This window comes from Variovorax atrisoli 110B (genome assembly GCF_000382045.1).
Taxonomy (GTDB): domain Bacteria; phylum Pseudomonadota; class Gammaproteobacteria; order Burkholderiales; family Burkholderiaceae_C; genus Variovorax; species Variovorax atrisoli.
In genome coordinates, this window is record NZ_KB907471.1 from 1 (window position 1) to 21,132 (window position 21,132).

Below are 21,132 nucleotides of genomic sequence, written 5' to 3' on the forward strand. Positions count from 1 at the left end.
AGGGCTTCTTCCATCGACGGATCGCTCAGCGCGAACCAGTTCTGCATGAGGTGCACGCGCAGCATGGCTTGCAACGGGTAGGGCCGACGGCCTCGGCCAGCCACTGGATAGTGGGGTTCGATGACCTTGAGCAGCGCCTTCCACGGCACCACCAGCTCCATCTCGCCAAGGAAGACTTCGCGCCTCGTCTTCTTCCTCTTGCCCGCTTGCTCCGCATCCGCAAAACTGATCTGGCTCATCGCTCGTGCTCCTTTTACAGGGTCAATCCTTCATGCAAGAAACGTGCTCTTGATCAGACCTTCCTTAGCGCTTCTGCGTCGCTCCCCGAAGGCAACGGCGGGCGAAAGGTCGGCGCCGGCGTCACGTACATGCGTTCGGGCTTCGGCATTGGGGCCGCGTGGCAGAAAGCCAGGAATAGCGCCACGAGCGCGGACACAGAGACCTCGCAGCTGAGTACGTCATACGATTTTGGCGTCGCGAAACTCTTCGCTCAGACAGGGCGAGTCAACAATCAATCGACACGGAACCGATTCGACATCCATGGTGTGGGCCTTTCCGTACCACTCGGGCCGGGGCGGGCCTTTGCCCAGTACGGTGTTCTCCTCGACGCATCCGCGGCCGACCGTCGTACCGTGACCCTGGGCTACAGCCATTTCCTGTCGAAACGGACTGACGTCTACTGGGCCGCCATGAGCGAACGTGTCGACGGCCTTTCCTCGGGCCGCTCCTTCGCGCTGGGATTGCGGCATCGGTTCTGAGCGGGGCCCGTATCGCTGGCTCATTCAAAGAGGGATACCGAGAAAGGGGAAGCGCCGACCTTGTAATCAACGACTTTGCGGTGATACAGCTATATCCGAACTTGAAGACTTCGAAGCTGCCGGGATGCAATCCCGGTCGGCCCGATGGTTTGGAGCGTTGATGCGAGTGCAAAGGCATATCTCCGCCTTGACGAAATCGCCGGCCTTCTGAAGACGCTCAGCGACGGGACTTCTTTCGAAGTGGAAACCCATGTCGATGAACTCGAAAACCCGCCGACAAGACGCTTGGAGCGCCTGGACAGGCTTCGAGCCACTGTTCAACCAGCTTGCGCCGAGACACGCTCATGCTGCAAGTCGATTGAAGGCCCAGCGGCATCGTCCAAGCAGCAGTAAGCCCATGTACGTGGAGGACCTCGGAAGCACTTAGCGATCGCAGCTGCGCTGGCGCCCGATCTTCATCGCCATCCGCTCGTTCTCGTGCTGAACGCACATGGACATGGCCATCGGCTCAAGCGATCCGCCACCGTAGGCCTTGGCAGCGCTGCGTTTGCAGCCTCGATCACGCTCGATTGCCCAACGGGCAATCCTGGCTTCGAGCCGATCCTTGCAGGCTGGCAACTGCTCTGCCTTGTTGGCGACAGCGTGCTGAAGAACCAGTTCTGCTGCTACAGCATCGCGGTACGCACAGATGTTCATCGCGGACTGACTGGCATCGCAGTTGGAGAGGGGGCCGCGCAGCGCGTCTTCGGTCAACCCGGAGCGATACGCCAATGCAGCCAGCACTTCTTCGGGGCTGGGTTGGTATTTCGCGGGAGAGGAAGAAGACGCGGCCGCGCCTGCAATGGCGAGTAACCCCAGCAATAGCGTAACTACGCGCTTCATCGTGCAGGCCTTGCATCAAGTTGTGTGGGCTGAAACGGCGCTGTCTCCTCACGCCGACGGTTTGCCAATCCCTGCGATCGGATGGCCCGCAACCGACGGCCCTGAGCATCACGCGGACGCACAAAAACGTTGTTGTTCATGTGAGTCACGACATCGGCATCGGCACCTCGGTTAGCCGCGTCAAGTCATTGGCCATTTCAACTCCCTTGATTTCTTTCAGTGGCTCATGCTTGAGTCGCCGAGGGCGCCACCATGTTTTTGTCTTAGCTCACTCGGCGGAGGGCCGATATGGCCCTCGCAAAATCATAGTGTCGCTTTACGACAGGCTGTCTTCGCTGACGCGCTCCCGAGTATTCGCAGGAGAGCAGAGGACCAAGGAAACCGGGCGGCCCACTGCATGAAGATCACGCCCAAGAAACGTGCAAGCCATGACTAAAGAATCATTGACAGCATTTCTGATCGGCCCTGCGGGGTTGCCTCTGGCCATCTCACTCGCCATCTACGCTCGCCATGCGTACAAGCGCAGGAAGTTCAACCTGAAAGATGGCCGGGAGCTGCCAGCAGAAGCAGCCCCCTTTCGATTTTGGGTCGAGGTACTCGGAGCGCTAGGGCTGGCCCTTGTGCTGAGTGTCAGCGGAAGCGTCTGGCTATGGCGCAACCACTTCGCTTGATGAACCGTACGACGCAGCGACGGTGCCTTGCAGCGCTTCGCGCACCGCGCCGGCCGCGAGGTTGATGGCGTCGATGCGCGCCGTCAGCGCGTCGTTGAGCACACCGAGCAAGGCGCTCAGTTCGGTGCGGCTGGGGGTGAGTTCCTCGCTGTCGTTCAGGGCGCTGGTGTCGACGAGCTTCCTGAGCGCGGCGTAGGCGCGCATCACGTTGTTGAGGTTGTCGGCGTCGTCGCAGGCTTGCAGGGCGAGGTCGTCGAGGTTGGGGGATGTGGATCGAGCGCTTGACTGCGCTGACGCGGATGCAGATTCAGCCATCTATGGCCTCCCAGAACTTCGGTTTTGCAACAACCGCCGCAATCGCTTCCAAACGGTGGCGGCAGCTCGAACGGGTTGGAAGACCGGGAAGCTCTGACGAGAACCGGCAAGGCTCGCGCCTTCCCGTTCGAGCCGCCAAAAACTGGAGGCGCAAACAGAAAAGCCGCAGACCATGTGCGGTGGCTGCGGCTTTCGTCGCAGAACTTCGACGGGCTTCCAAACCCGGCCGCGCTTTTTTTGCACGGCAGGGCAGTATATCTAGGAAGAGTGGACGTTTCGGGGTCTCTATTCCCCATCTAGAGAAGCGAAGGGCAACACTGCCGCGTTGTACAAATTTTCCCCAGTCTTCCGCTCTCTTCGCAGCAGGGCACGCATGTATTTGCTCAAATACACAACACGCTTGAGTTCCGCATCTCGCCATGAACCGTACTTGATCAGCACTCGCTCGACCATGACTCGCTCTTGATCCGAGAGATTCATCTTGGTTGCTGGCGAAAGTAGCTGCATTTGCGAAGAAAGATGCAATGACAGTTTGCCCGAATTATTGCGAAATTGGATACCTGGAACGAGCGTTGGCAGCTTTGCCGGATGCAGATCAACAAAGTACGGACCATCTTTTTGCCGGACAACGTACGAATTCGTGAGCCGCTTTCCGGAAGTCTCTAAGCAGGCAACTTCGGCCAAGAAACAGAGTTTATGGAGCGCGAAGTAGCTAAGCCCCTCAGGATGTGACTCAAGAATTTGACGAGCCACATCCCCCAGTTTCTCTGAACCGGACCGCCTTTTCTTTGATGTGACGCGACGAGGAGATTGATTCAAACGCCGTAGGGTTTCAGCTATGAATTGATAGTCCGAAAGCTGATTGGCGAAACTGCGATGAACCATGGCTCGCTGCCCAGGGTGGTATACAGGAATGAGTGCCCGATTCATCCAGCGATTATTGCTTCGGACGCCCTCTTTGAGCGAAATTCCATGGGTCTGGACGATACCGCAGGACTTTAGGGCAACCGCCCCCAAAGTGACTACCATTGACGGATCAAGAATTTCGATGGTCTCCCGCAAGAAGGGAACGCAATTTTCTATTTCTGAGCCAGTTGGCGTCGCATTGTTTCCACGCTCATCCTTCGGATTGCAAAGAACTGCATTGGTGACAAAGACGTCATATCTGCTGATGCCAACCTGTTCAATCAGTTTTTCAAAATTATGCCCCGACTTATCTCCATGAAATGGAAGATGAGATCCGTCTGCTCCCAAGCGTCCGGGAGCCTCACCGACAAACAGCAACGGAGCATCCAATGGCCCACAACCGAGGCCTAGGACACGTGCGCTCCCCTCCATTCTTGGGCACTTCGTGCACCTCTGTACTCTGCCAACTAAGTCTAAGAACTTAGCTTCTTTGTCTTTCTTTTCGGTCATGTAATCAGCGAACGTAGTTGCTGCCGAGAGCAGTCGAAGTAGGCATGGACAGAATGACAGATCAATTTTCCTGGAGTTTTCCCGGAAGCTTCGCAAATGAATTTCAAAAGGTGTCCAAGCCCCACGAAATTGCCTAGGACTTTGTTGAAATAGTCGTGATTTCGATAGACAACAACCAAGTCCAAAGACTCATCGGCGTTCCAGAGAATCTCACCGAAGTGCCAGCAAGGGCCGCCCCTTGTGCGAGGAGCATCAACGGTCGGCGAGGATAGATGAAACACAAGTCCTGTTGTGTTCCGCTGAGGCCATGTGTTGAGCTTCTCTATTGCCCGTTCAAGTTGATTGACCCCCTCAGGAGGAAATCGAACGAGTCGCTCGAAGTAAGTTCCCCACGCATGACGCCCAGACCTCCAATTATGGGCACGATCATGAGCAGCTAAATATCGCTCATAGAGTGCAGATCGATCCGCGAGTCTTTGGTAAATCTTCTCAGGGAATAAGGTATTGGCAACATCTCGAGAATCATCTGCCGTGGCTTTCACGGCTCGAGGTGAATGAGCCTCGAGCCAATGCTGCGCTATTGAGCAGGGCTCACTGATCGTAGTGATCAAGTTGCAAACCTCGCCATGTTCTCGTAGCAAAAGGCTCGCGCCTGCCTTCCAAGCATCAAGCGCCGTCACCTCATTCAGGACGTGCACGGTCATGCTTTTTTCCTTTGATTCCATTCGATGGAGTTTTATAGGTCAATCGTTGCCTATCTAGATCGACAACAATATCGCCTCCACCATTTGCTTTCAATTCATAAAAAGCAGAATAGCCTTGGCGGATTGCTTCTTGCCACTGCTTTGCGGTGCACGCTCTAACTTCCAGTCCAGCTACCATTCTTCGTATTGTTTTCAGGAGTCCGATATCGATGGAACTCCGATCAACATACCAGTTGCGCTCCTCGCCTTGATGAAATACCAAGATTGAAACTGCTTCTTCAATAATTGCCGCGCGTGCTCCATCTTCGACTTCGTCGATTTTTGGATTTGATTTTCGCTTGCACTTTAGCAACGCACGGCAGACGGGTGACCAGCCCAGAACTGCTGCATACGCAAGATGAAATACGTCGTGAAATCGATAGCCATCATCTTCATGTGAGTTATCAGTCAACGCATCTCCAATAACCACATCATTCACCGAAACCTTTACATAAATGCTGCGCTCCAAGGGCTTTTCATAGAAATTCACCGTAAAACGCCTTGGCAAACGCTCGTCTTTCGGAAAGGTAACGTCAAAAATGTTGACGCCACCCTTTGTATACAAAGATTCCGCCTTTTCCGCGTTAGCCTGCGCGATTTCTTGGAGAGAGATCTCATACAAAGAGGCGAGGCTTGTTAAGTACCACATAAGGTCGCCAAACTCTTCTCGAAGCTCAGTACGAAAAAGAGGATTGTCCTTTTGAAGGAGCAGCTTCTTCATCATGCTATGAAGATCACCTACTTCCCCGACCAACCCCATAAGGGAGACAGCACGAGAAGGCCGCTCATTTGTGCGTTCCACCATCTCTTGATATTGGGTGAAAGTGGTAATCGGCTTACTTTCTCCCTTGCCCTCATTTTTTCTCGTTGATTCGATCGAAAGATCTCCATTGAGCATTGCCATCCTCCTCACAAGGTATAACCTTTCCATAAGACCATGCGATCCACAGCTGGTCACATGCGCAAAGAGATCTGCGAGAGAGAGACGAGAGCATTCGCACCACTCTCAACGCGTCCTGCTTTTTAGCTACCCCACTCAATCGAGGGAATGGCTTCTTAAATATGAGAAAACCTCAGATCCGTTACAAACTTATACAGGACCATTAATTAAATAGGGAGCGGTTTTTCCCTTAGTAGAAATGCAAAACTGCAACAGGAGATATACGCCACTCTCAATCCCTATCCATGCCATATTTAGGTGATTGCGGGAAGCCCCGAACGCATTTACCTCTCAGTCTTATCATTGATTTTTAGTCAAATATATTCTGATAAAAACCATATTTATCCGCAAAGGTAACCGCAAGACACTCCTCCACATCCATTCAGGAGTGCCTCATGCCCATCGCCCTACTGGCGCTAACCCTCAGCGCCTTCGCCATCGGAACGACAGAGTTCGTCATCGTTGGCCTCATCCCCACAGTCGCTGCCGACCTCCACATCGGCCTCCCCTCCGCCGGCCTGCTGGTCAGCCTTTATGCACTGGGCGTCGCCATCGGCGCACCGGTGCTCACCGCGCTCACGGGCAAGCTGCCGCGCAAGGCGCTGCTGCTCGGGCTGATGGCGCTGTTCACGCTCGGCAATCTGCTGGCGTGGAAGGCGCCGAGTTATGAATCGCTGATTGCCGCCCGCGTGCTCACGGGGCTGGCGCACGGGGTGTTCTTCTCCATCGGCTCGACGATTGCCACCGGCCTGGTGCCGAAGGAAAAGTCGGCGAGCGCCATCGCGATCATGTTCACGGGCCTCACGGTGGCGCTGGTCACGGGCGTGCCGCTGGGTACGTTCATCGGGCAGCACTTCGGCTGGCGCGAGACTTTCCTTGCCGTGTCTGCCCTGGGCGTGATCGCGTTCATCGGCAGCTGGGTGTTCGTGCCCGGCAACATCCGCCACACGCCGCCGGCCTCGCTGGCGCAGCAGGCCAAGGTGCTGGCCGAGCCGCGCCTGCTGCTGGTGTATGCGAAGACGGCCATCGGCTATGGCGGCTCGTTCATTCCGTTCACGTTCCTCGCGCCGATCCTCACGGAGGTGTCTGGCTTCAGCGCGGGCGCCGTGGGCTGGGTGATGCTGGTGTACGGCGTGTCGGTGGCGGTGGGCAACATCTGGGGCGGCAAGCTGGCCGATCGCAAGGGCCCGATTCCGGCGCTGAAGATCATCTTCGCGTCGCTGGCCGCGGTGCTGCTGCTCTTCAACTTCGCGGCGCCGAACAAGTGGCTGGCCCTGCTGGCGGTGCTGATGTGGGGTGCGGTGGCTTTCGGCAACGTGCCGGGGCTGCAGGTGTACGTGGTGAAGCAGGCCGAGCGCTTCACGCCGCAGGCGGTGGACGTGGCCTCGGGCCTGAACATCGCGGCGTTCAACCTGGGCATTGCCGGCGCGGCCTGGGCCGGTGGGCTGATCGTGACGCACCTGGGGCTGATGCACACGCCGTGGATCGGTGCGCTGGTGGTGCTGGTGTCGCTGGCCCTCACGCAATGGAGCGGAACGCTCGACCGCCGTGCCGGCATTCCGGTGCGGGCCTCGGGGCCGGTGCCTGCCGGCCACTGAGTTCTGCTCTTCCTCTGTCTTTCTCTTCTCGTCTCTCTCTTCTTCTCTTTTCAACGCACAAGGACGACACCATGAACACGAACCCCATTCCCGCCTTCGGCCTCGGCACCTTCCGCCTGAAGGGCCAGGTGGTCATCGACTCGGTGAAGAACGGCCTCGACGTGGGCTACCGCGCCATCGACACGGCGCAGATCTATGGCAACGAGGCCGAGGTGGGCCAGGCCATCGCTGAAAGCGGCGTCGCCCGCGAAAGCCTCTTCATCACCACCAAGATCTGGACCGACAACTACGCCAAGAGCAAGCTGGTGCCCAGCCTCAAGGAAAGCCTCGCCAAGCTGCGCACAACCCACGTCGACCTGACGCTGATCCACTGGCCGTCGCCCGGCAACGCGGTGCCGGTGGCCGAGTTCATGGGCGCGCTGGCCGAGGCCAAGGCGCAGGGGCTCACCAAGCACATCGGCGTGTCGAACTTCAACATCGCATTGATGAAGGAAGCCATCGCGGCCGTGGGCGCGCAGAACATCGCCACCAACCAGATCGAGCTGCACCCCTACCTGCAGAACCGCAAGGTGGCCGAATTCGCGAAGAGCGCGGGCATCCACATCACGTCTTACATGACGCTGGCCTACGGCAAGGTCATCAACGATCCGGTGATCGAGGCGATTGCCAAGGCCCACGGCGCGACCACTGCGCAGGTGGTGCTGGCCTGGGCGATGCAGCTGGGCTACGCAGTGATTCCGTCGTCCACCAAGCGCGCGAACCTCGAGGGCAACCTGAAGGCGCTGCAATTGACGCTGACGGACGCCGAGATGGCGCAGATCGCGGCGCTCGACCGCAATGAGCGGCTGACGGACCCGGCCGGTCTGTCGCCGGCCTGGGACTGAGCTCCCTGAGCAATGCCCTTCAGCCCGCGTTGCCCACGGGCCTGAAGCCCCAGGCCTGCGCGCGGAACCCGCTGAAGCTGATGGGGCCGGCCACGGCGCCGGCCTCCGACTTGTTGTCCGTGAGTCCGATGACGAGCGGCGCATTCGAATTGCTCGCCCCGGACTTGCACTGGATGTACCAATAGCCGGGCTCCTCGGTGGACAGCAGGCTCCAGAGCTGCCTGTCGGCATCGGCCAGGCCGGGAGGCATCATCACGAGGGGCGTGGGCACGATCGTGGAATCGGGCTTCAGCGTGACGACGAACCCGGTGCCCATCTGCGTCTGCAGATACCACCAGCCCGGTGCATCGGGCGCGGGAATGAACAGCCATTGCTGGTTGCCGGCCTGCGGAAGCTTGAGCTTGTACCCGATGACCCCTGCACCCTTGACGGGGCTGTTGCCGTTCACGTCCAGCACGTAATGGCCGTCTGGCAGGTACTGGATGTTGTAGGGTCCGAGGTCCAGCTTCTCGATGGGAATCGCGGGTGTGGATGCGGGCGCCGGCGCTGCGGCACCTTGTGCGGTGATCGACATCGTCGTTTCTCCTTTCCTGGAATGCGTTTTCTTGCTTGCAGGTGGTTGATCGGTGCTCAGCCGAGCGCGTGTTCGACCCAGTACTGCCGCACCAGGTTCTCGGCGTACGTGGTGTCTGCGTTGGCGCCCTTGTCCTGCAGCAGCTGCAGGGCCTGCGGGTAGACCGTGTTCTCCGGCACGAAGAAGGGCAGCTTCGGGTTGATGTTGGTATAGCGGTCGCCCAGCAGCATCTTCGCGAGCATCGGCATGAGCTCGGTCGAAGTGCCGTTCAGGCTCATGTCGAGCACCGGCGACGACTTCACCTGGTTCATGAGGAACGGCGGCGAATTGTTGAAGGGGTTCGCAACGCCGTTCATCCACTGGTCCGCGCCCCAGTCGTGGGTGTCGCTGGCGATCCAGTCGGGCATGTAGCCGGTACCGATGGTGATGGCCGCGATGTCCTCGAGCGCATGGCCCGCCTTCACCGCGAGCGCGATCGCCGCGACTGTCGGATCGTGGTTGAAGAAGCAGCCGTCGACGTTGCCGTCGAACGAGCCCAGCTGTCCCGGCATCGCGCCGCTGGACGTGGCCGCCTTGGCGATCTCCACGTCGCCATGGCCGGGGATCATGTTGGTGTACATGACCGGCTGCCACGGTATGGCCGTCTGCACCGAGTTCTTCACCTCGAGCCCGCCGACGTTGAAGGTGACGAAGAGCACCTTCCTCGTGACGATGTCCTGGACCTTGGTGTTGCCGTGCAACGCGACCTGCGAGGCGTAGACCTCGTCGATGGGGTACGCGGGCCGCTTCGGGTCGGTGTTCATCTTTTCGTAGAACCCGATCTCGCCGTTCTGGCTGGTGAAGAGATCGATGAGGTCCTGCGGCGACTTGCCCGCCAACAGCTCGCTCGTGATGATCGAGCCCGTCGAGCAACCTGCGATGAGGTCGCTGTTGTCGATGATCTGGGGGTACTTCGCGTACAGCTTGTTCAGGACCGATACCGACATCAGCCCTCGTATGCCGCCGCCTACGAACGAGAGGATGGTGAATTTCTGCGTTCCCGCCATAGCCAACTCCTTTCAAGAGAAATGACTTCCATGAAATGACTTCCCGGCCAGGGAAGCGGAGTCTGGGCGCCTCTGACGTTTGCCGCTACGAGTGGAATCCCGTTCAATCCAACTCTGTAATTCCGCAAGCCGCGCAAGCATTCGGAATGAAACCTGGAGCGGCTGAAATTGCCGCGAAGGTTCTCTTCTTCAGGCAACGCTCGCGCAGGAGGCATTGAGCGCGTACCTAAGTTCGCGCTCTTCGTTCGCGGTCATTGCGAGCACGAGGGTGCGGAATTCGGCCTTGTAGCAAGGCAGCATCAGCGCTGCTGTGAGTGCGTGAGTGGCTTCGCTGCCGCGCGCGATGTGCGCGTTGCACGCCATCACGCTGCGATGGATTTCGAGTGCACGCGCGACGCGGGTGGAAGGCGGCTTCGTCGTACTGCTGCCGCTGCTTCTGGTGATGAACATTGCCAGCTCCTCTTGGCGCGCTTCGAATGGCGCCGTGAGGTCACTCTATTCAGTGGCCGGCGGAGTGGTGAGTAACAACATCGTCGTGAATTTCGAAGCTGAGATCAGAATCACAGCTTTGTTGTTCGACCCCGCGGATACAGTTCATCCTGAGCTTTCCGGCCGTTGCGCAATTGGATGGCCCTTGCCGGCCAAAAACAGTGAATAGACGCATGCGACTCTTTCTCGGACTACTCTCTCTCGGGGTATGTTGGATGGCCCATGCCAGCATGCCCATATGGCGAGGCGTGGAAATTCGGCAAATGGCTCAATCCGCCACGCAGCCGGATTGGGTCTACGGCATGGGCGGCGGCCTTGTGTTTCGCTCCGATGATCGCGGCAAGACATGGAGCCCTTTGCGGCTGCCTCAACCGGCCGAATACAAAACGCTGCACCTCGACCCGAAGGATGCACGGCACGTACTAGTGCTTGCTCGCAGCAACGATTCCAAGGAAAAGCCCACGCTGCTGGAATCATTCGACGGTGGGCTGCACTGGATTCAGCGCGCGCCGTTGAAGTTTTTCGAAGCGAATGGATCGATCGGCGATGGCTTCTTCCCCACGCAGTTGGTCGTCCCAACAGGCCAGCAATTGGCCGACTGGTGGGCTTACGACGGTCGCTGGCTCCGCTCGTCCGACAGTGGTCAGACGTGGCATCGGCAAACTGGCGGGCAACCGGTCTTTGGCGTAGTACAGGGCGGCTCGGTCAGCTACAGCCTGGACGACAAGGTACTCCAACGGTCTCGCGATGGAGGGAGGTCATGGGAAAAAGTCTATGAATTCGAGCCCCAGATAAAGTCCGACCACCACTCACGCAATCCATCCAACCTCATTGCTCTCAGCGACAACGAACTTGTCATACGAAACAGCGAAGGCAATTGGCTTCAAAGCAAGGACCAAGGCTCGAGTTGGACACCAGCGAGCAATGGCTTCCAGAACCTGGACCGCCAGCAACCAGCATCTGCCGCCCAATGGATGGGAGAGACATGGTGCAGGGCCCAGCAATCGCCCGCTATGGCACAAGTTCTGCTTGCACGCTGCACCTGGGACAACGGGTCATGGCCGAGTTCGACCTGCTTTCATTTCAGCAAAGATGGAGGGAAGTCATGGACGCCGTCACGAGGGCCGGGAACCCAATCGAACCAGGACTGTCAGTCACCAGGGTTGCGCAAGGGATGGGCTCCGACTTCTGTGCTGCTCGACGCAACGAACCCGCAAGTCATCCTTGCCGCTTGGCAGGCCGGCGGCCTCTATCGAAGCGACGATGGGGGCAAGACTTGGCAGGCATCGGATACCGGACTCCTATTCAGAAGCACGCCCGGGACCAACATCGACTGGATCGCGGCGGGCGAGCCTCCGCATATCCAGGCTGTTCTCTACAGAGATCGCGTAGCGCTCATGCGCGCACTTGAGAGCGGCATCGACATCAACAATCCGGGCAATCGCCTTGGGGGTGTACTAGAGGCCGATCTGGCCGCGCGCGAAGCGCAAAGCCAATTGGGCGACGTCGTCCAACCGATGATGTGGCCCGAGTTGCGCAAAGCGGGGGCCACGTCTTTCGCCGTCTGGCGCCAAGACGCAAGGCTTCTTACACGCGCGCTGGACCTGAAGCTGGATGACATTCCGTACGACCTGATCCGCTCCGGCTACGACTGGGGTGCCAGCGCCACCGTACGGACAGATTTCCCCGATGGCGAGCTTTTCGATTTGCTGCGACGGAGCGAGCGCTTTGGATTGGCGCCGGCTCAAGTCGAACGCTGGGTAAACACATACATCACCGCAGCCCGCTTTCCTTCTGCGGATCAGACAACGCTGGATCTGCTCAACACTGGTCATCCCGAGTTGGCCGTGCGAGTGCTGAAGGCAAGCAGTCGGCGCACCCCTTTTGATCGCCAAAGCACGGAGCTTCGAACGCCCACGCGATTGATTGTGGAGAGCCTTGAAAAGGCTGGAAAGAAGTACTGGGCGAAGCGGGTCCTTGCCACGATGCAATGATCTGCGGCAAATCCCCACCAACGCTCAGGAACCTCGGCGCGTCGCAGCCCAGTCCGAAAGCACCTCCACCGCCTCCCGATCCATCTTCTGCTCCGCAGGCAAGCTTCTCTGCGCCAGTGTCGCCCCGGCCTCGGCCCGCAACGCCTCCACATCGATCGGATGCCGCGCCGCCACGGTCACGCCCTCGAAGGCCTTGCCCGACTGGGCGAGCGAGGCCGCGTAGTAAAGCTTCGCGATGCCCGCGATGTGCATCGCCGCCACGCACATTGCGCAAGGCTCGCACGAGGTGTAGAGCTCGCAGCCCTGCAGGTTGACGGTGCCCAGCTTGCGGCATGCATCGCGGATCGCCTCGACCTCGCCGTGCGATGTCGGATCGTGATGCGCGACGGAGTGGTTGAAGCCTTCGCCGACGATGGTTCCGTCTTTCACAACGACGGCGCCGAAGGGCTCGGTGCCGGGCTCGCCCAGCGCTTGTGCAGAGAGGGCGATCGCCCGCTGCATGAATTGTTCCTGGTACATGGTGTTCAGACCTTTCTGGTGGCCGCGCCGTCGAGCGCGGCAATGGATGGTGCACCGGCTCGGCCGCCCCGCGCATCGAAAAGACCTGCCGTGGCGTCGGCATAGCGGCGCGGGTCGAATCGCAGCATGAGCGGCAGCAGCACCACGACGACCGTCGCGAGGTAGGCCCACGCAAGCGTGAAGCCACCGGTGTGTTCACGCACCCAGCCGGTGACGAAGGGCGCGAGCGCGGCGATCATGAAGCCGACGCCCTGCATGAAGCCCGCGAGGGCTCCGGCCTGTGCGGGGTCGGGCAGGTGGTCGAGCGCAAGCACCATGCACAGCGAGAACGCGCCACCAAGGCCGAAGCCGAGCAAGATGGCGATGGCGACTGCGGGAACGGGCGCGTCGAAGGTGAGCGCGCAGAAGCCTGCGAGCTGGGCAGCGAGCGTGAGCAACAGCCAAGGCCGCAGGTCGCGCCCGCGGCTGCGCGCGATGGCGGGCATGGCGAGTGCGGAGACCACCTGCGCGGCGGTCATCAGCGCGAGCACCGATCCGCCCTGCTGCGCGGTCCAGCCCTGTTGCGCATAGAAGTGCGGCAGCCATGCGACGAGGCTGGTGTAGCCGCCGTTGATGAGGCCGAAGCATGCGGCCAGCAGCCACGCGCGGCGGCTCGTGAAGCAGCGCAGCCACGAAAGGCTGCGAAGCTCCGGCCCCTCGGTGGCGGATGTGAATTCGATGCGCCGCATGTTGAGCCAGTACAACAGCGCGAAGACGGCGAGCAGCGCCCAGATCGCGAGGCCCGCGTGCCAGTCGGGCTGCGCGCCGCCGAATGCGTGCGCCACCCACGGGCTGGCCATGGCGCCCAGGCCACCGCCGCCCATGATGGCGGCGGAGTAGAGCCCCGTCATCACGCCGATGCGCGCCGGATAGGCCTGCTTCACCACGCCGGGCATCAGCGCCTGCACCAGGCCCACGCCCGCGCCGGCGAGCGCGGCGCTCCACAGCAGCGCCGCCGCGCCGCCGGCCACGTATCGACTGGCGCAGGCGACGGCGATGGCCGCGAGCCCTAGCGCGACGCCGCCTCGCGGGCCGATGCGCTGGCCCACGGCCGCACCGAAGAGCGAGGTGGCCCCCATCGCGAACATCGGCAGCACTGTCAGCAATGCCACCGCATGGAAGCCGATGCCGGTCGCGATGCGGATGGGTTCGAGCAGCGGGCTGCTCGATGTGAGAAAGGCGCGCAGGTTCAGCGCCACCAGCACGATGACGATCGCGAAGGCGATGCCTCCGTCGCGGCTGTTCCGGCTTGCTTGCGCCGCCTTCACAGGAAGGTCAGGTCGGCTCGCAGCACGCCGTTGCGCGCCGCGACGCAGCCGCCCGCCACCACGAGCTTGCGCACGGGGCGCGAGACGACGGCGTGCGCGACGGTCTGCGCATCGACCAGCACGAGGTCGGCGCGGCAGCCCGCTTCGAGGCCATAGGCCTCGAAGCCGCAGCCGCGTGCGCCGGAGTGCGTGACGGTGTCGAGCGCCACTTCGATCTCGTCGTCGCGGCGCAGGTTGTAGCGCAGGCCGATGATCATGGCGCGCTCGAGCATGTCGGGGCTGCCGTAGGGCGACCAGGTGTCGCGGATGCCGTCGTTGCCGCCGAGCACGGTCACGCCGGCCTGCCTGCAGGCCATGAGCGGCGGCACGGTGCGCGAAGGCGGCGCGCTGGTGACGAGCACCACGCCCAGCTTCGCCATGCGTGCGAGCAGTGCCTCTCGCTCGCGTTCGGTCACGTCGCCCAGGCAGAAGCCGTGGCTGATGGCGACCTTGCCCTGCATGCCCAGCGCCTCGGTGCGCTGCAGGATCAGGTCGAGCGAGAAGGCGCCCATGGCGCCGGGCTCGTGCAGGTGGATGTCGACGGGGCGTTGGTGCTTGTGTGCAATGCCGAAGAGCACGTCGAGCGACTTCACCGGATCGCCGTCGATGGCGCAGGGGTCGAGGCCGCCGAGCACGTCGGCGCCCATCGCCAGCGACTGGTCGAGCAGCTCGGCCGTGCCGGGCCGGCCCAGCAGGCCCGACTGCGGGAAGGCGACGACCTGGATCTGCTGCAGCGTGCGCAGCGCCTCGCGTGTGCGCAGGGTGCCTTCGAGATGGCGCAGGCCGGCCTGGGTGTCGACGTCGACGTGCGTGCGCAGCCGCGTGGTGCCGAGCGCGAGGAAGGCCTTGGCCAGCACCAGCGACTGGGCGGCTGCGTCATGCCCGCTGGCGTGGCGGAAGGCGCGTTCGTTCTCGATCTTGTCGATGAGGTTCACGCCGACTTCGTTGCGGTACCAGTCCATGCCCCACATCGTCTTGTCGAGGTGCGTGTGGCCTTCGACGAGGCCGGGCAGCAGCAAGGCGCCGTGGCCCTCTTCGATGGCGGCGCCGGCGGGAGCTGCGAGCTCCGGGCCGATCGCGGCGATGCGGTCGTCCTGCACCAGCACGTCGACGGGGGATGCACCCATGGGGCGCACGTTGCGGATCAGGAGCGATGGCATGTGGGGCGTTCCGTTTCTTTGTCTTCAGGCGTCAGGCAGGCTGGGCGGCGATGGCGCGGCGGGTCGTGTTCGGGGTGAGCAGCGCCACCAGGACGAACACCAGCGCATTCGTCGCCAGCGCCACCAGGCCGGTGTTGAGCGACTTGAACATCACCGGGGCGGCCGGGAACAGCGTACCCAGGTTCGAGCCGGTGGTCATCATGAAGGCCAGCACCGCGCCGCCCGCCAGGATGCCCGCGAAGGCGGCGTGCCTGTTGCCGAAGGGCTTCTTCATGAGGCTGAAGAGCAGCGAAGGCAGCAGCTGCGTGAGCAGACTGGAGGCGAAGATCGCCACCGACACGATGGTGGTGCCGCCGCGCAGCACGAAGTACACCGCCGTCAGCGCGAAGAGCGGGAGCACCCAGCGTGCGACGCGCGAAACCTGCCTGTCGGTGGCGTGGGGCGCGAAGCCTTCCTTGTAGACGTTCTTGCCGATCACGGTGGAGGCCGTGAGCAGGATCATCGAGCCCGGCACCAGCGCGGTGAGCACGCCCGTGCCGCCGATCACGCCGACGAACCACGGGTCGAAGGTGTGCTTCACAAGGCCGAAGAGGGCCAGGTCGACGTCGGAGCCCTTGAGCCCCGGCACCTGCAGGATGGCTGCGAAGCCGACCAGGAACAGGAAGGCGATGACCACCTGGTACAGCGGCATCAGGATGGTGTTGCGGCGCACCGCGCTCGCGCTCTTGGCCGCGTACACCGAGGTGAGGTTGAACGGGTAGAGGTAGTAGCCCAGCGCCGTCAGCAGGATGGTCGAGTTGTACCAGGTGAGGTTCAGGCCCTCCTTCGGGAACTCGAAGAAGCCGGGGTTGGCCGCGTGGATGGCGGTGAACATGGGCGCGACGCCGCCGTAGTAGTGCCACGGCAGGTAGATGCCGAGGAACACGGCGAGCGCGAGGATCAGGATGTCCTTCACGATGGCGATGCTGGCCGAGCCGTGGATGCCGGAGAACAGGATGTAGCTGACCATCACCAGCGTGCCGATCCAGATCGCCACCTGCGGCGCGATGGAACCGTACGAGGCCTCCGACACGATGATGCCGAGCCCGCGCAGCTGGATGGTGAGCAGCGCGACCATGCCCATGAGCGCCACGATGGACACCAGCACGCCCAGCGCGCGGCTGTCGTACTTGTGGGCGAAGAAGTCCGAGAACGACACCAGCTTGTTCGCCGTGGCGTAGCGCCAGATGGCCGGCAGCATCCAGAAGGCCATGAGGTAGGCGAGCCCGCCGTAGGCCAGGATGTAGAAGGCCGGCGAGCCCTTGCTGTACGACCAGCCGCTCGCGCCCAGGAAGGTGAAGGTCGAGAACGACTCGCCCGCCATCAGCAGGAACACCATGATGGTTCCCAGCCCGCGCCCGCCGAGCGCCCACTGCTCCAGGCTCATGGTGCGGCCGCGCCGTGCGAGCACGGCCAGGCCCAGCGCGCCGACGACGAACAGGGCGATGACTCCGAGCGCGGCGTTCATCGTGCGTCTCCGGTCGAGGAAGGCGCGTCGATGTCGCCCTCGGCGCGGTCGATGACCACCATGATGAGCGAGGTCAGCACCAGCCAGCTGACGTTCCACACCATCAGGAAGGGCATGCCGAGCACGAAGGTGGGCGCGACGGAGGACAGCCATCCCCCGCTGAAGAAGGCGGCGACCGGCAGTGCGGCAAGCCATTTGGCGGATTTCATCGGGGCCTCGATTCCTGTCTCTGGTTGGGATTCTCTGGTATTTTGGTTAACCATACAATTTAATTTGGTTAACCAAACGGAGGCGGATGGTACGGAGCGCCGGCGGCCGAGTCAATCCGGGGGCTTTCCCTGAGGCCGCGGTGCGCAGGCAATAATCCGCCTGCCTATGCCCTCCGCCGCCCGCAAGCCCCCAGCGACAACCCCCTCCCCCGAACCCTCGGAAGCCGACGACGCGAACGTGGACGAACGCGTCTACGCCGCTGTCTCCAAGGCCCTGCTCAGCGGCAAGCTGCGCCCCGGCACGCCGCTGCGCGAACGGGCGCTGGCCGAAGCGCTGGGCTGCACGCGCGGCGCGGTGCGCAAGGTGCTGGCGCGGCTGGGCATGGAAAAGCGGCTGGTGCTGGAGCACAACCGCGGCGCCTTCGTGCCCAACCCCTCCATCGAGGACATGCGCGGCATCTACCGCGCACGTCGCATCGTGGAGGCCGGCCTGGTGACCACGCTCTTCGGCAATCTCTCGCGCGACCAGGTGGCTGCGCTTCGCAAGCACGTGCAGGAGGAGCAGAAGGCCTTCAAGGAAGGCCGGCGCGAGGACGCGATCAAGCTGGCGGGCGACTTCCACCTGCTGCTGGCGCAGATGGCGAACAGCGAGGAGCTGCTGTCGTACATCAGGCGGCTGATATCGAACACCGAGCTATACAAGGCGCTGTACGACTCCGCCGAGGCCGCGAGCTGCGCGCCGCGCGAGCACGAGCAGATCATCGAGGCGCTGGCCACGGGCAAGTCGCTCGACAAGGCATTGGAGGTGGCGCTGGAGCACCTCGACGAGCTGGAGCAGCGCGTGATCGCCGGGGCGGCCGCCGAGCAGGAGGTGGACCTGGCGACGCTGCTGAACGGCGGCAGCGGCAGCAGCGGCAAAGGCAAGCCGCACGCGCACGATCACTGAGGCATCCACGCTTCGCTCGCGGCCGAAGTGTGGCCGCGCCGGTGGGGGAATGATCGGCGCACCATGCACGCATCGACACCCTCTTCCATCGACAAGCCCCGCGCCGGCCTCGCCCTCGAATGGGCCCTGCTCGCGCTGCTCGCCACCTGCTGGGGCGCCTCGTACACCTTCATCAAGATCGGCGTCGCGACCATTCCGCCCGTCACGCTGATCGCCGCGCGCACGCTCATCGCCGGCGCGCTGCTGCTCGCGGTGCTGCGCATGCGCGGCGTGAAGCTGCCGACCGAACCCTCGATATGGCGCCGCTTCATGCTGCAGGCCTGCCTCAACAGCGTGCTGCCCTTCACGCTCATCGCATGGGCGGAGCGCAGCGTCGATGCCGGGCTGGCGACCATCCTCAACTCGACCTCGCCGATCTTCATCTTCCTGCTGGGGCTGGGCCTTGGCGGTGCGGATAAGCCCACGCTGCGCCGCCTGTTCGGCGTGGGCGCGGGCCTTGCGGGCATCTGCCTGATCGTGGGCTTCGAGGCACTGAACGGGCTCGGGCATTCGCTGATCGCGCAGCTCGCCCTGGTGGCGGCCGCCGTCTGCTACGGCTGCGCCGCGATGTTCGGCCGCGTGTTCAAGGGGCTGGACCCGATGGTGCCGGCCGCAGGTTCGCTGGTGAGCGGCGCCGCGATGCTGGTGCCCGCGAGCCTGGTCGTCGACCGGCCGTGGACGCTCTCGCCGTCTGCCGCGTCGATGTCGGCAGTGCTGGCGCTCGCGGTGCTTTCCACGGCGCTGGCTTTCACGATCTACTTCCGCCTCATCAAGACGCTGGGGCCGATGTCCACCGCCGCCCAGGCCTACCTGCGCGTGCCCATCGGCGTGACGATCGGCGTGATGTTCCTCGGCGAAGCGCTGGCACCCACGGCATGGATCGGCCTGGCCTGCGTGGTGACCGGTGTGGTGGCGATGACGATGCCCGAGACGAAACTTTTGCGCCGCTGAGCGCAGTTTTTACGCGGCGTTTAGACGGGTGCCCATACGCTGCCGGCTCCTCCATTCGTCAGCGATTTCTTCGATGAAAAACCTTCTGCGCATCGCACTGCCGGTGCTCGTTCTTCCCACCCTCGGCGCGCTGCCGACGCTCGCGAGCGCACAGCTCAGCGGCAATGTGTCGCTCACCACCGACTACAAGTTCCGCGGCCAGGACCAGGACATGCTCGGCAAGAACGACTACGCCAAGACCAGCGCCTTCAAGCCGGCCATCCAGGGCGGCTTCGACTACGCCTTCGGCGACAGCGGCTTCTACCTGGGCAACTGGAATTCGAGCGTCAACTGGCTCAAGGGCAACAGCATCGAAAGCGACATCTACGGCGGCTACAAGTTCAAGGCCGGACCCTTCGACATGGACGTGGGCGCGCTCACGTACATCTATCCGGGCAACTCCTCGGGCAACACCACGGAGCTCTACGGCAGCGCCGGCTACACCGACGAGACCATCGGCTCGTTCACGCTGAAGTACTCGCACACGGTGTCGAAGGATTACTTCGGCTACGCCGGCAACAAGGCGGGCTCGGGCCTCAAGGGCACCAACACCGGCTACCTGAACCTGGCCTACAGCAAGGAGATCCTGCCCAAGCTCACGCTGAAGGCGGCCGTGGGCTACACGAACATGTCGAGCGACATCCGCAGCCTGGGCTACAAGAGCTATGTCGACTACAACTTGGGCGCGAGCTACGACTTGGGCAACGGCCTCTCGCTGGCGGGCTCGGTGCAGGGGGCCAACAAGCAGAGCGCGTATCTGTCGGTGAGCAACCCGGGCATCGACCTGGGCTTCGGTCCGTTGGGCAGGCAGACCTACTCGCCTAACAAGGCGCGGTTCATCCTCACGCTGACGAAGACGCTGTAAGCCGCGTGGTTGCCGTGTTTCGGGGGTGCGATCACGCCGACGGGGACATTCGCGGAGGGGAGTACCCGGCGGCCTGTGCACACGCCCCGAACAAAGTTCAGTCGATGCTGATGTTCGCCGCCTTCGCGACCTCGGCCCACTTCACGCGGTTGTCGTGCACCGTCTTCTTGAACTGCGCCGGCGACTCGATGCGCACGGTGTTGCCCTGGCTCTCGAAGCGCTCGCGGATCTCGGGCGTCTCGAGCACCGCCTTCACCGCGGCGTTGAGCTTGTCGACGATCTGCGGGTCGGTGCCCTTGGGCGCGAAGATGCCGAACCAGATCGAGCTGTCGAAGCCCTTGGTGCCGGGCAGGCCGCTCGATGCGATGGTGGGCACCTCCTTCACCGCGGGCACGGCGGCCGCGGTGGTCACGCCCAGCAGGCGCACCTTGCCGGCCTTGTAGTGCGGCAGCACGGTCTGCACCTGGTTCATGATGCAGCAGGTCTCGCCGCGCACCACCGAGGTGATGGCCTCGGGCCCGCCCTTGTAGGGCACGTGCACCATGTTCAGGCCCAGGCGCGAATTGAACTCGGCAAAGGCCATGTGCGTACCGGCGCCGTTGCCTGTAGACGCATAGTTGTACTTGCCGGGGTTGGCCTTGACCAGCTCGACGAATTCCTTCAAGGTCTTGACGTTGATCACGTCGGGATTGATGGTGAGCACGTTCGACACGTCGAGCACCGGTGCCACCGGCACGAAGTCGGCCTCCACGTCGAAGGGCAGCTTCTTGTAGAGCGCCGCGTTGCTGCCGTGCGTGGCGGCAGTGCCGAACGAGAGCGTGTAGCCGTCGGGCTTGGAGTGGGCAACGTAGTCGCTGGCGATGTTGCCCGCGGCGCCCGACTTGTAGTCGATGATGACCGGCTTGCCCAGCTGCCTGGAAAGCGGCTCCTGGATGGCGCGGGCCACCACGTCCACGCCCGAGCCGGCCGGGAAGCCCATGATGAGCGTGACAGGTTGCTGCGGCCAGTCGTGCGCGGCGTGCTGGGCGAAGGCGGCGCCTGCCGCCAGCGAGGCAGCGGCCAGCAGCAAGGTGCGGCGGGCGGGGCGGGTGAATCCGGCAAGACGGGTGAATGGAGAATGAGCCATGGCAGTTTTTCGGTCGTTCAGTCTTTTGTCTTCAATGCAGACGGTGCAGCCGCGCATTGTGGCGCGCGGCTGATGCCCGATTCCATATGAGCTTATGCGCGACATGCAGGTATCG

General features: G+C 62.3%; 23 protein-coding genes. 8 read left to right on the forward strand and 15 right to left on the reverse strand.

From position 1 onward, the window contains the following. Positions 1-239, reverse strand: a 239-nt coding sequence (locus tag G369_RS36760) for an IS5/IS1182 family transposase (RefSeq protein ID WP_019658341.1), incomplete at its 3' end; no start/stop codon positions are given. Between G369_RS36760 and G369_RS0132975 the strand changes: the two genes are divergently transcribed. Beyond that, positions 207-758, forward strand: coding sequence for a porin (locus tag G369_RS0132975; RefSeq protein ID WP_279615618.1), 552 nt, complete (start codon positions 207-209; stop codon positions 756-758). The two genes, G369_RS36760 and G369_RS0132975, sit on opposite strands and share 33 nt — an antisense overlap. 423 nt (positions 759-1,181) lie before the next feature. On the opposite strand, the gene G369_RS0132980 is transcribed toward G369_RS0132975, so the two are convergent. Beyond that, the gene (locus tag G369_RS0132980; RefSeq protein ID WP_026346838.1) at positions 1,182-1,640 is read right to left on the reverse strand and encodes a lysozyme inhibitor LprI family protein; all 459 of its coding nucleotides are present in this window, start codon (positions 1,638-1,640) and stop codon (positions 1,182-1,184) included. Between the two features lie 428 nt (positions 1,641-2,068). Here G369_RS0132980 and G369_RS39175 point away from each other — a divergent pair, with 428 nt between their 5' ends. Continuing rightward, entirely contained in the window at positions 2,069-2,311 is a 243-nt protein-coding gene (locus G369_RS39175; RefSeq protein ID WP_167333986.1) for a hypothetical protein, read from the forward strand. Here G369_RS39175 and G369_RS0132985 read toward each other — a convergent pair. From G369_RS0132985 to G369_RS37925, 4 genes are all read right to left on the reverse strand, one after another. Continuing rightward, entirely contained in the window at positions 2,288-2,626 is a 339-nt protein-coding gene (locus G369_RS0132985; protein WP_019658344.1) for a hypothetical protein, read from the reverse strand. The genes G369_RS39175 and G369_RS0132985 overlap by 24 nt on opposite strands. A 285-nt stretch (positions 2,627-2,911) precedes the next feature. After that, entirely contained in the window at positions 2,912-3,910 is a 999-nt protein-coding gene (locus tag G369_RS37920) for a uracil-DNA glycosylase (RefSeq protein ID WP_244164423.1), read from the reverse strand. A 128-nt stretch (positions 3,911-4,038) separates the two neighbouring features. Further along, a complete protein-coding gene (locus tag G369_RS38890; RefSeq protein WP_157773851.1) occupies positions 4,039-4,746 on the reverse strand; it encodes a thymidylate synthase family protein in 708 nt (235 codons plus the stop codon). Next, positions 4,724-5,590, reverse strand: a complete 867-nt coding sequence (locus tag G369_RS37925) for a nucleoside triphosphate pyrophosphohydrolase family protein (protein ID WP_502266758.1) — start codon at positions 5,588-5,590, stop codon at positions 4,724-4,726. Before G369_RS37925 ends, G369_RS38890 begins: the two co-directional genes overlap by 23 nt. 530 nt (positions 5,591-6,120) lie before the next feature. Here G369_RS37925 and G369_RS0132995 point away from each other — a divergent pair. Together G369_RS0132995 and dkgB are read left to right on the forward strand one after the other, a co-directional pair. After that, the gene (locus G369_RS0132995; RefSeq protein WP_019658346.1) at positions 6,121-7,323 is read left to right on the forward strand and encodes an MFS transporter; all 1,203 of its coding nucleotides are present in this window, start codon (positions 6,121-6,123) and stop codon (positions 7,321-7,323) included. A 71-nt stretch (positions 7,324-7,394) separates the two neighbouring features. After that, a complete protein-coding gene (gene dkgB, locus G369_RS0133000; protein ID WP_019658347.1) occupies positions 7,395-8,207 on the forward strand; it encodes a 2,5-didehydrogluconate reductase DkgB in 813 nt (270 codons plus the stop codon). 19 nt (positions 8,208-8,226) lie between these two features. On the opposite strand, the gene G369_RS0133005 is transcribed toward dkgB, so the two are convergent. From G369_RS0133005 to G369_RS0133015, 3 genes are all read right to left on the reverse strand, one after another. Further along, positions 8,227-8,781 carry a ricin-type beta-trefoil lectin domain protein gene (locus tag G369_RS0133005; protein ID WP_019658348.1) on the reverse strand — a complete coding sequence of 185 codons (555 nt, stop codon included), beginning with the start codon at positions 8,779-8,781 and terminating at the stop codon, positions 8,227-8,229. A gap of 56 nt (positions 8,782-8,837) precedes the next feature. Continuing rightward, positions 8,838-9,827: a patatin-like phospholipase family protein gene (locus G369_RS0133010; protein WP_019658349.1), complete on the reverse strand. Its 990-nt coding sequence runs from the start codon at positions 9,825-9,827 to the stop codon at positions 8,838-8,840. Positions 9,828-10,016: 189 nt separating this feature from the next. Next, positions 10,017-10,277 carry a hypothetical protein gene (locus G369_RS0133015; protein WP_019658350.1) on the reverse strand — a complete coding sequence of 87 codons (261 nt, stop codon included), beginning with the start codon at positions 10,275-10,277 and terminating at the stop codon, positions 10,017-10,019. A gap of 302 nt (positions 10,278-10,579) precedes the next feature. On the opposite strand from G369_RS0133015, the gene G369_RS38895 reads away from it, so the two are divergent. Beyond that, complete coding sequence (locus G369_RS38895) at positions 10,580-12,310, forward strand: sialidase family protein (RefSeq protein ID WP_167333987.1); 1,731 nt, start codon at positions 10,580-10,582, stop codon at positions 12,308-12,310. Between the two features lie 24 nt (positions 12,311-12,334). Here G369_RS38895 and G369_RS0133025 read toward each other — a convergent pair whose 3' ends face one another. The 5 genes from G369_RS0133025 to G369_RS0133045 are packed head-to-tail and all read right to left on the reverse strand — an operon-like array spanning position 12,335 to position 17,051. Continuing rightward, entirely contained in the window at positions 12,335-12,829 is a 495-nt protein-coding gene (locus G369_RS0133025; protein ID WP_020723431.1) for a nucleoside deaminase, read from the reverse strand. Between the two features lie 5 nt (positions 12,830-12,834). Continuing rightward, a complete protein-coding gene (locus tag G369_RS0133030) occupies positions 12,835-14,136 on the reverse strand; it encodes a cyanate transporter (protein ID WP_019658353.1) in 1,302 nt (433 codons plus the stop codon). After that, positions 14,133-15,335, reverse strand: coding sequence for an amidohydrolase family protein (locus G369_RS0133035; protein ID WP_019658354.1), 1,203 nt, complete (start codon positions 15,333-15,335; stop codon positions 14,133-14,135). The genes G369_RS0133030 and G369_RS0133035 overlap by 4 nt, the downstream gene beginning before the upstream one ends. Positions 15,336-15,366: 31 nt before the next feature. Continuing rightward, the gene (locus tag G369_RS0133040) at positions 15,367-16,842 is read right to left on the reverse strand and encodes a sodium:solute symporter family protein (protein ID WP_019658355.1); all 1,476 of its coding nucleotides are present in this window, start codon (positions 16,840-16,842) and stop codon (positions 15,367-15,369) included. Further along, entirely contained in the window at positions 16,839-17,051 is a 213-nt protein-coding gene (locus G369_RS0133045) for a DUF3311 domain-containing protein (protein WP_019658356.1), read from the reverse strand. Before G369_RS0133045 ends, G369_RS0133040 begins: the two co-directional genes overlap by 4 nt. A gap of 166 nt (positions 17,052-17,217) precedes the next feature. On the opposite strand from G369_RS0133045, the gene G369_RS0133050 reads away from it, so the two are divergent. The 3 genes from G369_RS0133050 to G369_RS0133060 all read left to right on the forward strand — a co-directional run bounded on the left by G369_RS0133050 (position 17,218) and on the right by G369_RS0133060 (position 19,891). Continuing rightward, entirely contained in the window at positions 17,218-17,997 is a 780-nt protein-coding gene (locus G369_RS0133050) for a GntR family transcriptional regulator (protein WP_019658357.1), read from the forward strand. Positions 17,998-18,060: 63 nt separating this feature from the next. Continuing rightward, positions 18,061-18,987 carry a DMT family transporter gene (locus G369_RS0133055; protein WP_019658358.1) on the forward strand — a complete coding sequence of 309 codons (927 nt, stop codon included), beginning with the start codon at positions 18,061-18,063 and terminating at the stop codon, positions 18,985-18,987. Positions 18,988-19,060: 73 nt separating this feature from the next. Then, positions 19,061-19,891, forward strand: coding sequence for a TorF family putative porin (locus G369_RS0133060; RefSeq protein WP_019658359.1), 831 nt, complete (start codon positions 19,061-19,063; stop codon positions 19,889-19,891). A 97-nt stretch (positions 19,892-19,988) separates the two neighbouring features. On the opposite strand, the gene G369_RS0133065 is transcribed toward G369_RS0133060, so the two are convergent. Next, positions 19,989-21,017 (reverse strand): Bug family tripartite tricarboxylate transporter substrate binding protein, encoded by a 1,029-nt coding sequence (locus G369_RS0133065; RefSeq protein ID WP_019658360.1) that lies wholly within the window; start codon positions 21,015-21,017, stop codon positions 19,989-19,991. Positions 21,018-21,132 lie beyond the last annotated feature (115 nt).

Bases quoted from the DNA above. Each gene is read 5' to 3' on its own strand.
- G369_RS39175 (WP_167333986.1), top strand. From the start codon at position 2,069: ATGACTAAAGAATCATTGACAGCATTTCTGATCGGCCCTGCGGGGTTG.
- G369_RS0133065 (WP_019658360.1), bottom strand. From the start codon at position 21,017: ATGGCTCATTCTCCATTCACCCGTCTTGCCGGATTCACCCGCCCCGCC.
- G369_RS0133025 (WP_020723431.1), bottom strand. From the start codon at position 12,829: ATGTACCAGGAACAATTCATGCAGCGGGCGATCGCCCTCTCTGCACAA.
- G369_RS0132995 (WP_019658346.1), top strand. From the start codon at position 6,121: ATGCCCATCGCCCTACTGGCGCTAACCCTCAGCGCCTTCGCCATCGGA.
- G369_RS38895 (WP_167333987.1), top strand. From the start codon at position 10,580: ATGGCTCAATCCGCCACGCAGCCGGATTGGGTCTACGGCATGGGCGGC.
- G369_RS0133005 (WP_019658348.1), bottom strand. From the start codon at position 8,781: ATGTCGATCACCGCACAAGGTGCCGCAGCGCCGGCGCCCGCATCCACA.
- G369_RS0132985 (WP_019658344.1), bottom strand. From the start codon at position 2,626: ATGGCTGAATCTGCATCCGCGTCAGCGCAGTCAAGCGCTCGATCCACA.
- G369_RS0133040 (WP_019658355.1), bottom strand. From the start codon at position 16,842: ATGAACGCCGCGCTCGGAGTCATCGCCCTGTTCGTCGTCGGCGCGCTG.
- G369_RS0133050 (WP_019658357.1), top strand. From the start codon at position 17,218: ATGCCCTCCGCCGCCCGCAAGCCCCCAGCGACAACCCCCTCCCCCGAA.
- G369_RS0133035 (WP_019658354.1), bottom strand. From the start codon at position 15,335: ATGCCATCGCTCCTGATCCGCAACGTGCGCCCCATGGGTGCATCCCCC.
- G369_RS0133015 (WP_019658350.1), bottom strand. From the start codon at position 10,277: ATGTTCATCACCAGAAGCAGCGGCAGCAGTACGACGAAGCCGCCTTCC.
- G369_RS0133045 (WP_019658356.1), bottom strand. From the start codon at position 17,051: ATGAAATCCGCCAAATGGCTTGCCGCACTGCCGGTCGCCGCCTTCTTC.
- G369_RS37925 (WP_502266758.1), bottom strand. From the start codon at position 5,590: ATGGTGGAACGCACAAATGAGCGGCCTTCTCGTGCTGTCTCCCTTATG.
- G369_RS38890 (WP_157773851.1), bottom strand. From the start codon at position 4,746: ATGACCGTGCACGTCCTGAATGAGGTGACGGCGCTTGATGCTTGGAAG.
- G369_RS0132980 (WP_026346838.1), bottom strand. From the start codon at position 1,640: ATGAAGCGCGTAGTTACGCTATTGCTGGGGTTACTCGCCATTGCAGGC.
- G369_RS0133055 (WP_019658358.1), top strand. From the start codon at position 18,061: ATGCACGCATCGACACCCTCTTCCATCGACAAGCCCCGCGCCGGCCTC.
- G369_RS0133010 (WP_019658349.1), bottom strand. From the start codon at position 9,827: ATGGCGGGAACGCAGAAATTCACCATCCTCTCGTTCGTAGGCGGCGGC.
- G369_RS0133060 (WP_019658359.1), top strand. From the start codon at position 19,061: ATGAAAAACCTTCTGCGCATCGCACTGCCGGTGCTCGTTCTTCCCACC.
- dkgB (WP_019658347.1), top strand. From the start codon at position 7,395: ATGAACACGAACCCCATTCCCGCCTTCGGCCTCGGCACCTTCCGCCTG.